11 protein-coding genes are annotated in these 12,195 nt (G+C 50.5%); 7 read left to right on the forward strand and 4 right to left on the reverse strand.

From position 1 onward, the window contains the following. The first annotated feature begins 31 nt into the window (after window positions 1–31). Entirely contained in the window at window positions 32–148 is a 117-nt protein-coding gene (locus NBE99_RS12955; protein WP_149820283.1) for a photosystem I reaction center subunit VIII, read from the forward strand. Window positions 149–238: 90 nt separating this feature from the next. Here the strand turns inward: NBE99_RS12955 and NBE99_RS12960 are convergent, their stop codons facing one another. Further along, entirely contained in the window at window positions 239–772 is a 534-nt protein-coding gene (locus NBE99_RS12960; RefSeq protein ID WP_250682452.1) for a tetratricopeptide repeat protein, read from the reverse strand. A gap of 121 nt (window positions 773–893) precedes the next feature. Here NBE99_RS12960 and NBE99_RS12965 point away from each other — a divergent pair, with 121 nt between their 5' ends. From NBE99_RS12965 to NBE99_RS12990, 6 genes are all read left to right on the forward strand, one after another. Further along, a complete protein-coding gene (locus tag NBE99_RS12965) occupies window positions 894–1,961 on the forward strand; it encodes a hypothetical protein (protein ID WP_250682453.1) in 1,068 nt (355 codons plus the stop codon). Between the two features lie 51 nt (window positions 1,962–2,012). Then, on the forward strand, window positions 2,013–3,512 hold the full coding sequence (locus NBE99_RS12970; RefSeq protein WP_250682454.1) for a tubulin-like doman-containing protein: 1,500 nt from the start codon (window positions 2,013–2,015) through the stop codon (window positions 3,510–3,512). 72 nt (window positions 3,513–3,584) lie between these two features. Next, window positions 3,585–4,547, forward strand: a complete 963-nt coding sequence (locus NBE99_RS12975) for a transposase (RefSeq protein ID WP_399371026.1) — start codon at window positions 3,585–3,587, stop codon at window positions 4,545–4,547. Window positions 4,548–4,778: 231 nt separating this feature from the next. Next, window positions 4,779–6,320 carry a hypothetical protein gene (locus tag NBE99_RS12980; protein WP_250682455.1) on the forward strand — a complete coding sequence of 514 codons (1,542 nt, stop codon included), beginning with the start codon at window positions 4,779–4,781 and terminating at the stop codon, window positions 6,318–6,320. Window positions 6,321–6,341: 21 nt separating this feature from the next. Continuing rightward, on the forward strand, window positions 6,342–8,165 hold the full coding sequence (locus NBE99_RS12985) for a hypothetical protein (RefSeq protein ID WP_250682456.1): 1,824 nt from the start codon (window positions 6,342–6,344) through the stop codon (window positions 8,163–8,165). A 10-nt stretch (window positions 8,166–8,175) separates the two neighbouring features. Beyond that, window positions 8,176–8,847, forward strand: a complete 672-nt coding sequence (locus tag NBE99_RS12990) for a hypothetical protein (RefSeq protein ID WP_250682457.1) — start codon at window positions 8,176–8,178, stop codon at window positions 8,845–8,847. Between the two features lie 12 nt (window positions 8,848–8,859). On the opposite strand, the gene NBE99_RS12995 is transcribed toward NBE99_RS12990, so the two are convergent. From NBE99_RS12995 to psbU, 3 genes are read right to left on the reverse strand one after another with little or no spacing between them, the layout of a single operon-like run. Further along, window positions 8,860–10,068 carry an MlaD family protein gene (locus NBE99_RS12995; protein WP_250682458.1) on the reverse strand — a complete coding sequence of 403 codons (1,209 nt, stop codon included), beginning with the start codon at window positions 10,066–10,068 and terminating at the stop codon, window positions 8,860–8,862. A 41-nt stretch (window positions 10,069–10,109) separates the two neighbouring features. Continuing rightward, window positions 10,110–11,750 (reverse strand): L-aspartate oxidase, encoded by a 1,641-nt coding sequence (nadB, locus tag NBE99_RS13000; protein ID WP_250682459.1) that lies wholly within the window; start codon window positions 11,748–11,750, stop codon window positions 10,110–10,112. A 37-nt stretch (window positions 11,751–11,787) separates the two neighbouring features. Beyond that, window positions 11,788–12,192 (reverse strand): photosystem II complex extrinsic protein PsbU, encoded by a 405-nt coding sequence (gene psbU, locus NBE99_RS13005; RefSeq protein WP_250682460.1) that lies wholly within the window; start codon window positions 12,190–12,192, stop codon window positions 11,788–11,790. Between the last annotated feature and the right edge of the window lie 3 nt (window positions 12,193–12,195).

Here is a 12,195-nt window from a genome sequence, read left to right on the forward strand (position 1 = left end):
TTTTGATCACCCAGAAGGAGAACCACTGATTATGATGGGATCTTACGCTGCATCCTTTTTGCCTTGGATTTTTATTCCCGTGGTTTGCTGGTTGATGCCCACGGTGGTGATGGGGCTGCTGTTCCTTTACATCGAAGGAGATGCTTAAGCCAAGGGCTAGCTCATCCAGCTAAATGATTGATGGGAACTGGTTGGGGAACATCCTAGCCAGTTTTTTGTTAACTAGGTTGACGGTTGCCTAGGCTGCTGCGCCACTGAGCCGTTTTTTCAGGGAATTGACTCGGCGTTGGGCGATCGCATTGTTGGGGTCGTATTTTAGGGTGTGCTGATAGGCCTCAAGGGCTGGCTGGGGTAAATTTTTCTTCTCATAGGCATGACCGAGGTTATTGGCCGCCGTCACATACGCCGGTTGATTTTTTAGGGCTTCTTTGTACTGGCGAATGGCCAAGTCATACTGCTCCTGCATGAAGTAGGCATAGCCAAGGGCATTGTAGATGGGGGCGAGGTAGGTTTCGCCTTCGTTTTCAGCCGCCTTCAGAGCCTTTTGAAACAGGGGAATTGCTTGACTGGCGAGCTTCTTGGTGAGGTAGATGCTGCCGAGTTCAAAGTATTCTTGGGTGGTACCCGGTTCCTGCTGAAGTTTCCGTTGGAGGCGTGCCAAGGTCGATTCAATACGGCGGGTTTTGAGAATTTGTTTGACCACAAACCAAGCTGAGACGCCCAGTAAAATAATCAACACACTGAGATAAATAGCGGGTAAGGCATTCTCCATGGTCAGTTTTATCCTCAACGGATTCCTTGCAAATTTAGGCTTTACGCACTTATTCCTAGGTCTATGATAAACAGAGGTGACCCGCTTCCTCCTAGGAATCTTCGCATTTAGGCCAGCGACTATGAATCCACCTGTGGTTCCCGGCAATCGTCCCCTCACTCCCCAGCAAAAGGACGGGCTGGCATGGGTTGGGCGTTGGGGGGGGCGGGATGTGGTGCTGGCGATCGATCTCACAGAAAGTGTCGGACTCAATGATCCAGGTCGGCTTCACCTGCGGCAAATTATCGAAAAGACTTTAACCAAAGGAGACACCGTTCATATTCTGCCCTTTGCCATGACGGTGCGATCGTCCGTCGTCTTTGACTACCAAGGGTCTGCGGATATTCCCAAAATTTTAGAAGCAGTGCCCATGAATGCTGGCACCGAGCAGGGCACCGATATTATGTGTGCCGAACTCTTTGTCTATCGCTATTTGGCACAACTCAACCAAGACCGCCTCCAGAATCAGCAACCGATCAAAAACCAGTCGGTGATTTGGATTACGGATGCTCCCCTCAACCTGCCCCAAGGGCAAGCGGATCAGTGGATAGAAGTCCCCAACAGTGTCTGTGGCCTAGCCGATACCCCAGAAGCCCAAGAGCGCAGCCAATGGTTTGCGGCTCTACCAATGCAGCAGCGCAGTATTCAGCCCGGCAAATTTCAGTTAACGGTTGTGGATGTGCCGGCCACAGTACAGGAATTTTGTACCCCTAGACCCGGTGGAGGTGAGGTCTGTCTCGTCAACGCCTACCTCTGGGAACAACTGTGGTGGCAAATCCTACTGGTCGGTGTCTTAGGGATGTTGAGCCTAGGGGGTGGCCTTTGGTTGACTGCTCGCTGGGTCAGACAGCAAATTCCTTGGTCGGTGACTGTCCAAGTGGGTGATCAAGAGTATCGCTTTGCCCTCAAGCATGGCCAGAAAATTGGTGTCGGTGGGAGTGTCGCTGGTACGTTCTTGGTGGTGCCCTTGCCCAGTATGGTGGCGATCGCCACCCTTGAACGACGAGATCAAACCCTTGTCATTCATGCCTTAGAATCAGGAGTTCTAACCTGTGATGGTCAACCCATCTTCGGCTCAATCACCATTCCCAAACACCGTGGCTTTGTCTTACTTGCATACAAGGATGAAATCATCAGGATAACCCTGTAAGGTGATTTCTTAAGTTTTCTTTCGTTTAACAGCAGACTCATAGGGGGCTGGATGTTTACCACAGATGCCGCAGAAAACAATCATTTGACCGTTATGCCCGTTATCTGTGTGGGGCTAGGGGGCACTGGGCGAGATGTTCTGGTACGTATTCGCCAAAATATCATTGAAGAATTTGGTTCCTTGGCGGAGCTACCGATCATTAGCTTTGTCCAGATTGATACCGATCGCGGGGGTCCCATTCCCAGTTACCGAGGCCAAAGCATTGAATTTACTCCCGCCGAGGAAGTGCATATCCGCGTTTCCCTCAACGAAGTCAATGAATTTAAGCAGAACTACGAACGGCGCAAAAAAAATACTTATGTGCAAAATCCCGACGACCATATCCTTGAATGGTTTCCCGATCAACTGATTCGCAACCTCAGCGCCATTGAGCAGGGAGCAGGCGCCGTGCGGGCGGTGGGTCGCTTTGCCCTCTTCAAAAACTACAATCAGGTGGTCACAGCCTTGAACTTAGCCCATGGCCGTGTGGCCGGTGCCAATACGAGTGCCCTGATTGCCCGTGGCATCGAAGTCATGCCGGGGTTACGGGTCTTTGTAGCGGGATCCCTGTGCGGCGGTACGGGTAGCGGCATGTTTCTCGACATCGGCTACATTTTGCGACGACTCTTTGCTGCAACTGTGCCCAACTTTGAAACCTACGGCTACTTTGTCGTCAGCCCTGATCTCTACGGTGGCAACGATGTCGTCAAGGCCAACTGCTACGCTGCCCTTAAGGAACTGGACTATTACACCCGCAAGGGCACCATTTTTGATGCCCAATACCCCGGCGAACGCCGTCTAGAGGAATCGCGCTCGCCCTACGACTACACCTACTTGATGTCCAACGCCACCCCCGGCGGCACATTCATCATTCCACCAACGGATGCCAACGCCAAGGGGAAAATTACCAACACCATTGCTCAGAAAATTTGCCTCTTTTTAAGTAGCAGTGCCACCGCTGCCGCCGCCATTTCTGCCCGTGACAATTTACGTGCTATTGACGCCACCGAAGAATACGACAGACACCCGCGTCCGAATCGCCAGCGCTACATGACCACTGGGCTGGCGAGCATTTACTTCCCCCAAGACAAGATTAATTTGCTGGCCGGCAACCAAATTAAAATTCAAGTGTTACAGTTCTGGAAAAATGGTCTTGGTCAAGCCCCCAGTAATAGCCAAATGCAACAGTTCTATACCAGTCAATTTGACTGGGGGACGGATGATCTAGGGCAACTGCTGAAACAACGGTTAGAAAAAGTCCCCGTGCAGGGGGGAACAGTGAGTAGCAATTTAGAGGGCTGGCGCAACAGCCAATACAGCCAGATTGGTGCAGCCCAATCCCGTGGGCAACAAGATATGTTGAAAACGCAGTTTCCCCAGAATGCAATGGCATTGCTGAACTATGTGCGCCCTGCGGACAACAGCAAAGAACGGGGAGTTTGGCTCACACCAATTGTTGAGCAGACGTCAGACGTAACCAATGACATCAAAGCCAGAAGTGTTGAAAGATAGTTTAAGAGGCTAGAAAAAAGGGAAGAAATGTCGTATTCTTCCCTCAAAAGAAGAAAAATTAATCAGCTTACTATGGCATCTTTTTCAGTTCTTGTCAAGTCTATTCTCAAGCAGCTCAGCCCTTGCGACTACCCCGTCCTCAACTCTCAATTGTTCTTCAAAATCTGGTTGACCTACATTCTCGACCAAGGATTAACCAGCATGAGAGCCTTATTTTATCGCTTGAATCATTCGGGGATTACAGTGGATATGTCCACGTTTTCCAAGGCGAACAAAACTCGAACAACCACCTTATTTGAGAGGATTTACACTCATCTCATGTCTCAAGCTCGCAAGAGACATCGTTGTTCAAGTCTGATGCTGTTTCCTATTGATTCAACCGTCATTACCCTGACGAGTAAGCTCTTTTGGTTCTACAAATACCATCAAGTGAAGTTAATTACAGGATTTGATTTAACAGAGAACATCCTGGGTAAGGCAGTAGTCTCTTTTGGGGAGAGACATGACCTAAGCTTTCAAGACGAGATTTTAGAAATGATCCCTGAGAATGCCGTTGCCATCATGGATAGAGGGTTTGCGAGTTGGAGATTTTTAGAGCGGCTGAGTGAGAGGAAGTGTTTATTTGTTGTGCGTATCAAGAATAACATGAGAATGAAGCTCAATCATGAGAGATACCGAGTGGTTCAATTTTTTGATGAGCATGGAACAGAGTTTCGTATTGCGACGAATCTAATGCATCTAAGTGATGAGGAAGTGAGTGAGCTGTATCGGCATCGGTGGGGGATTGAGAACTTATGGAAGTTTCTAAAGATGCATTTATCATTAGACAAGCTGATTACGAAGAGTTTGAATGGGGTGATAAATCAGATTTATATGGTTTTGATTGGGTACTTAATTTTAGAGCTAATGGAGATACCTGAATACTTTGGCAGGAAGCTATTAGACAAATTGCGATATTTGCAACTGGAACTGAGTCGCCGCTGCTCGATAGTGCATTGGAGCTTTGATTGGCAGCCAGAGCTACTTGTCACTTAGGATGTTAAGTTTTGTTGCAGAATTCAACACTTCTGCATCAAAGCCAGTATTGAAAAATTTCTAGAGCAAATCCTGCAACCAGATCACCAATTCTTTGGCCTCGATAATGCCATTAACTGGCTACAGGAACTCAAGACCAACTTCGAGCGCGTCCGTGCTCAATACGAGGCGAATCGTCCCCAAAATGCGGATGCAGAACTGCGCAATATCACCACCCAACTGCAAAATGAGGTGCAGGCCATTCAGGGGCAATTTCTTCCCTTTGGCAAAACGACAAAAATTCAAACTGCGTTTCGGGTGGCTGTAGATCAGGTGCTGACCCTTGCTCGCCAAAACTACCAATCGCAGGTGAGTCGTCAAGTGCGGGTGGCTACAGAAGACCTGATTGCTTTTACGAATCAAAAAATTGCCCAGTTGGTGCAGTTACGCAACTTTATCCAAGAAAATATCCTCGTATTGCAACGGCGGGGTGAAAAGCTGTCGGAAGTCAACGTCCAAGAGCGGATTGGCTTGCCCATTGTCAATCCCCAAGACACCGAAAATGCGATTAATGCGGTGTTGCCCCCCAAGGAAGGAGAGCGGCGCTTGGCTCTCGAACAGCTGTCTACTGAGGTGATTCAAAAGGCAGTGGTGGTGAGCACAGACATGCCACCGAGTTTAGAACGCTTCCTAAAACCCCAGTTTGCACCGGCGGAAATTCCCCCCGCCCTTGATCAAGTGGTGGATAGACGAATTTCGACACTGATGCTGGCACTGCGGGGATCGGCAATTCAACGTTTTATGGAAATGGGCAGCCGTGAGCAGTTAATTGCCTACTTAACGTCACTGAAAAACCAGTCGGATATTCTCCTGCCTTTGAATCTCAATGACGGCTATTTTAACAATGCTCCCCATAAGCGAACGTTCTTCATTGCCTACCACCAACCCCCCATAGAAGATCCCTATGTTCAAGCCTTTACCCAACTGCTCACGGAAACAGGACTACTGGGAAAGGCTCAACGGGTGCAATTGCCGGCGTCGGAACAGCATCAAGTGATTTTCATGACGGAGTATGCTGGCTTTCCCCTGCGGTTGATCAATGATTTGACGGCGAAAAATTTTCAGTATGCCTACGAAAACCGAGGCGAAGCGGGCAATTTTGACGCCCTGCATACCAATAAAACCATTACGCTCACAGATATTTTGCCGCCACCGCCAGAAGTAGTGCGGGAAGTGCAGGAGTTGTTCTTCAAGTGCCTTGGCTTGAAAATGTTTGCCCTAGAGGGCGATAACCTTGTCTTTGATCCTAAAAACAAGGGCAAGAAAATTACCTTTGGTAATGATTGGTCAGCCGTTATTGATCAACTGACTTGGGTACAAATCCGCAACCAAGATCAGCGCACCACAACATTAACGGATGTTCTTCGCCAACAACTGGATGGGGTAATTGAGTTTCTAGTGAGTAATCAAGCCGAGTGGGGCAGCAGCTATCGCCCACATGTGATGGCACTCATTGAGGAAATTCGCGTTTATCCACCCGATCACATTAACTTTGCCATGGTGCCGATCGTGGCGGGGACAGAGATTCAAGGCCTCACTGGGATTGCCCAAAAGGGAATTCTTGAAGAGTTAATTGAGGAACTGGACAAACGTATTAAGGAGCGCTGGGGCAAATCTAACTCAGGCACAACCAAGGCGGATGCCACGATAAAGACGGATCATTTACTGAATCAGTCGCCCCCGCGGGATAACGAAGAGGTTGACTCAACAGCGGGCAAGGATCAACCCCAGTAACTTATTTCTAAGGTAAAAACAATGGAGCTGTTGAATTTGTTTTTGGCAGAGCTGGAGGGATCGCGGATCCTTCAAGTATTTGTTGGCTTTCCGATTGCGATCGCCCTCCTAAGTGCTGTCCTGCGGTGGTCCCTTTTTTCTCGGTTAATGTACTTTATCCGCTGGGATTGGGCTGTTGCCAGTCAAACCTCCCAAGCGCCGATTCTCATTCAGAATCTACGGCAGCGGATGACGCGCTGTTTAGAAAGGTACGACGAGATCAACACGGTTGCCTTGGTGGACTACACGCTTGCCCAAGAACGCTTGTGGGGCATGTCCCTGGAGCAAGTCGAGTACCTGACGCGAGTGACCCCCAATTTCCTGATTTCGATTGGGTTGTTGGGGACGTTCTTGGGAATTACAGTCAACGTTTACAGCATCATGAACAATCTATCAACGGTCACTAGCCTGCCAGTGGCGAATGTTAGCTCCTCGGCAGACCTGATGCAGCAATTGGTCACTCAGTTCCGTGATCCGCTGCGGGGGATGGCGTTGGCCTTTGTGTCCAGTTTGGTCAGCTTGGCGTTGGGAATTGTCTTGACATTTATCAATTCTGTTTGGAATACAACACTGGTACGGCGGCACTTTTTTACGGCAGTGGAACTGTATTTGGAGCATGAACTCGCTAGCGAACAGCGTAATCCCACGGGGCGGTTGATTCAATCCATTGATCGCAACTTTACTGTTTTTTTAGAGAATTTTCATGAGACCGTCACTAAGGCAATTGAAGAACCCCTAGAGCGGGAATTGGCCAATCTTAGGCAAATGCACAGCAGGAGTATTGAGCTAGCAGAGAGAGTCTTTGCCAAAATTGACAACGCCGCGGGCAATCTTGTTGCTGGGGCAAATATCTTTCAGACAGCAGTGCGGACACTGGAAAATAGCCAGTTTATGGAGAAGTTTAGTACGGCAACACAGCAACTAGCGCAGTTTATTGACCAGTTCACGGAAGCGGGGGCGCGATCGCAAGAACTGAATAGTCAAGTGATTGCCCTGACCAGCAAAGTTTCAGAAACCCTAGAGCGGGTCAATCGCACTTACGTGAATTTTGAGGAAATTGCCAGCAATCTAAGCACAACCACGAACACCTTTAGACATATTCACGACATCGTTCTCGGCTTGGTCAACCAAATTGAGCAGGTGAATCGCCAAGTGGCACAGAAGTCCACGGAACTGGCACAAGTCACGGATCAACTGACGGAATTGCTGGCGATCGCCGAAGAGTCACAGGACACCCTCAGCCAAAACCAACAGGAACTCATAACGATGCTGCGCTCCATGGAACGGCTCAGCAGCGATGTTGGCCAACACCTCCTCCAAGGGAACGAAGAACTGCGGCAGGTGCGTTTTGGGGTCAGCAAGTTTTGCACAGAAGTGTCCAATATTATTGAGCAGAACGAAACCAATCAAGAGCAGTTACTGAGTATTTTGAAAAAGAGTACCTCCTATGTCGAAGAACTGAGTACAGCCGCGACCCAAATTGCCCGTGTCACAGAGCAGTTGGATCGGCAATACAAATCCCTCACAGACCAGTTAACAACTCTCAGAAATAGCTTTGAAAATTATCGCAAGCAACGCTCCACAAGCGATGGCGATCGCCAGAGTCAGATCAAAGCCCTTGAGAAGCGTCTAGAGCAAGTCACGAATCAAATTACCCAAGTGGTCAACGAGCAGTTAAGTCAATTGAAGAAACAAAGCCAAGACTCTAGCCAATCAATGACCAAAGCCGTTCAATCCCTTGAGCAGATCAATCGTAACTTAGTGACTCTCTCCCAAAAAATCGCACCCGTCCCCACTCAAACTTAGGTCATCGTTTATGCGTCGACTCCGTCGCCCTTGGCCACAGGACTCAGAGGACTTCAACCCTTGGATGTCCTATACGGATCTGATGTCCAGTAGCCTCCTAATTTTGAGCTTGATCACATTTTTTATGTTAATTTTTATCATTTTTAACCAAAAACAGATCAATGAATTAAGAAAACAAAAGAGTGTACAGGGTCCCCCTCCCATTCTCTTTATTCCAGATAATGACAAATTTCGATTCCCTGCGGGTAGTGCCCAACTCTCAGACCCCTTTCGCAAATACATTTGGGTAGAGTTAACCTCGATGGTTATAGATACTCGCCAAAAGTATGGTATTGACACGGTGGAAATCATTGGCCATACGGACGGGCAACCCAATCAAGGGGGTGGCAGTAATCTGGATATTCTCCTAGAGGAAGCGGCAGCCACCAATACATTGTATCGTTTGACGCCCGGTTCCAATGCCGATCTTGGACTCATGCGGGCACTGGCGATCGCTAATGAACTGCGCAAAGCTCAAGCCAAGGAACCCAAACTCGCAGGTCTGCGGTTTCGTGCCTACTCTGCGGGTCAACTCTACCTTGCCAATGGCCAATTAGCACCTCCCAACCGCAATCCGGATGTTTCCCGTCGTCGGATCGAAGTGCGCTTTACACGGACAGGCAAGACTGAAACAGCCCGCTAAACCAATTCCAACCTAAGGATCACTGGTCACGGCAGCTTCCTCTTCTTTGGGGGGCGTTGCAGCCACACTTGGACTGGGGGCGGTGCTGGGGGGGAGTGGCTGAGTTTCTCCTAGGGAAGTGGCATGGAGGGCCAATAATTGCTGCTCCAGCTCTTGGCTCGAAGCCAGCAGGCGCCTGAGGATTTGAATTAAGCGCCGTAAATCGGACTGAAAGGATTGATCGCTCGTCAGTTTCAGTAGGTCATTGGTGAGTTTTTGGGCGTTGATGAATGTCGCGCGTGCGGCATCTAGGGTTTGGGCGATCGACAGCATAATGATAGGACTACTCAGCGTCCCAGAGACTTTATTGAGATTGGCCGCTGCTTCGGCACCATTTTTAATGAGGGCATCCAAATTGGCCAGCAATTCCCCCTGCTCCAGTTGATTTGTCAGGGGGCGCAGTGCCTTGAGCGTGGTTCTCAGATCTCGGGCAGCACCATCAATGTTGCGCAAGGCAGAGTTAATCGTGTTGCGGTTGACCTCAACCATTTCACTGATCTGGTTGGCCGCACGGGTCACTGCTTGCGAGGCCGTGCCAAAATTCCGTAGTTCAGCACGGGCTTCATTACTGAGGGCGTTGAAGCTATCGAGGGCAGTGGTCACCTTCGTCAACGATTGGTCAGCACGGTTAACGGTGCGGGTTGCGCCCAAAATAAGGGTATTGGCGTTATTGATAATCCCCGATTCCTCAAGGGCGGTGGTAAAACGAGTGGCCGCTCGCACCAAATCCTCTAAGCTGGCAGTGCGTACCCCAGTCACGCGATCGCCATTACAGTAGATGAGATTCGGCTGACACTTAGGAGCAAAGGCTGTCACCCCTTCTGGAATCTCTGGCACCTGCTCCTTCGGCGTAAAGTCCAAGAAGGCTTGGCCGATAAACCCTGAGTGGCGAATCTCTGGCACTGCACTGCGCGGAATCAGCACATTATTGATGCGCACACTCACCTGCACCCCATTGGCATCAAAACCGATGGCCGTAACTCGTCCCACTTGGACACCGCGATAGCGCACCTGTGTCCCCACCGCTAAGCCGGGGGCTGTGTCCAATTCCACTTCAAGGGTATAGCTATTGGCACCCGCAAGGTTGCCCCGCAACCAGAGTAGGCCGACCCCCAATGTGGCCAAGCCGGCAAGGATCACCAGACCCACCAAACTTTCCTGCACACGCCGTGACTGCATCATAGGGATAGATCGCCGCAAAAAATTTTTGGAATCTATAGCAACTATAGTTTACTCTGGACGCCTTGAATCGCCGCTTTTTGCCAGTGCTCTCCCCAAATGAGGGTGTGCATTTGCCAATTGGGATCGGGCTGGGGGTAGTCTTGGCGATAGTGGCCACCGCGGCTTTCCTCACGAAAAAGCGCACTTTTGAGAATTAAATAGGCAATGTCCAAGAGATTGCGTAGCTCACCCCATTCCCAAAGGGTTGCTTGGGTGGCTTCATTGCTGAGGGTGTAGCAGTGATTGGGGTACAGTTGACCAAAGGCGATCGCGATCGGATGAGCCAGCAATTCTTGGCGCCATTCCTTTACTTGGGAAAGAGCGGCCATCAGGGTGGGAGCATCGCGACAAATGCCAGCACTTTGCCACAGGAGTTCCCGCAGATCTTGGCGCCACTGCCGAAAGCTCACTGGCTCAATTTCAAGGGCTTGCTGACCAACAGGGGACACCGCCAAAGGAAGGGACTGAGGGTACAGATGTGCGAGTTGAGCTGAAAAGACAAAGCATTCCAAAAGGGAGTTACTAGCAAGGCGATTGGCACCGTGGACACCAGTACTGGCAACTTCGCCAACGGCATAGAGGCCGGGAAGACTGGTTTTAGCCTGCAAATCGGTGACGACTCCCCCCATCCAGTAATGGGCTGCCGGGGACACGGGAATGGGTTGCTGCTCAACGTCAATGCCCCACTGCCGACAGACAGCAATGATTTTCGGAAAACGGTAGTGCAGGCGATCGCGAGGAATCGGTCGTAAGTCCAACCAGACATGGGGGGCATGGCTCTGCTGGAGGTGACGGTAAATGGCACGACTGACAATATCCCGTGGTGCAAGCTCGCCAGCAGGATGGTAATCCACCACAAAGCGATGACCTGTGTTGTCGATTAAATGCGCTCCTTCACCGCGCACTGCTTCACTGATCAGAAATCGCGGTGCTCCTTCAACGGCGAGAGCGGTGGGATGAAACTGGAAAAACTCGACATCGCGAATATGGGCACCCGCTCGCCATGCCATTGCCACACCATCGCCGGTACTTAAGGGCGGATTCGTTGTCTGCGCAAAAACTTGACCGCCGCCCCCCGTGGCGAGAACGACTGCACCCGAGCGCAGCCACTGAAGCTGTCCCTGACGCAACAGACACACCCCACAGCATTGCCCCGACTCTAGCCACAAATCAAAGACAAAGCTATTGGGAAGGAGGGTGATATGGGAGGCGGCAGTGACTTGTCGTAGCAGTGTAGTAATCAGCGCTTGCCCGGTGGTATCAGCCGCATGGAGGACACGCGGACGAGAATGGGCGGCTTCGAGGGTTAGCGCCGGGCGATCGCCCGCCCGATCAAAGGCCACCCCCATCGCCAAGAGACGCTCAACTTGGGCAGGTGCCTGCTCGACCAGAAACTGAACACTGACCGGATCGCAAAGTCCTGCTCCGGCGGCGAGGGTATCTTGGGCATGAAGCAGGGGAGAGTCCGTTGGATCGATGGCCGCAGCCATCCCTCCTTGGGCCCAGCCGCTCGCCGATTGCTGGAGGTCAGTTTTTGTGATCAGGCCAATACGATAGGTAGAGGGAAGGGCAAGGGCAGCACTGAGACCCGCAGCACCACTGCCAATGATTAAGACATCAAATTCAGAAGTTGCGGGAGTCAACGCTAACCCAACAGACCTTTATAGTTGACGAGGGTGATTACTTGTATAGCCCATTATTATAGCGATCGCCACCCTCAACGAGAGCCGTTTCCACCTCAGTCACCGTAAAGTGATCCAAGTTTTGCCGCAGAATTTCCTTTTGCCGCTCCGTCAAACCGGGAATGTTCAGGACATCTTCAACGGCTTGATAGGGGGCATTTTTAACGATTAATTTAGCTAGGGTTGGGTACAAACCGCGGTATTGAATAAAGGCAGCAATGTTGGTATTGTTGAGGTCAATTTTTTCACCAAAGGCAGTGCCGAGTTTCTCATCTACCACATTGACCAGTTCTTCCTCGGTGGATGTAGTTGCCGCCAAGGTTGGGGCACTCCAGTTAATCCAGCCCAACAGGCTAACGCCCACGAAGTAAGCCAGTGCTAGCCAGCGGCCCAAACGTTGCATAAT

It is taken from the genome of Thermosynechococcus sp. HN-54, from assembly GCF_023650955.1.
Lineage (GTDB): Bacteria > Cyanobacteriota > Cyanobacteriia > Thermosynechococcales > Thermosynechococcaceae > Thermosynechococcus.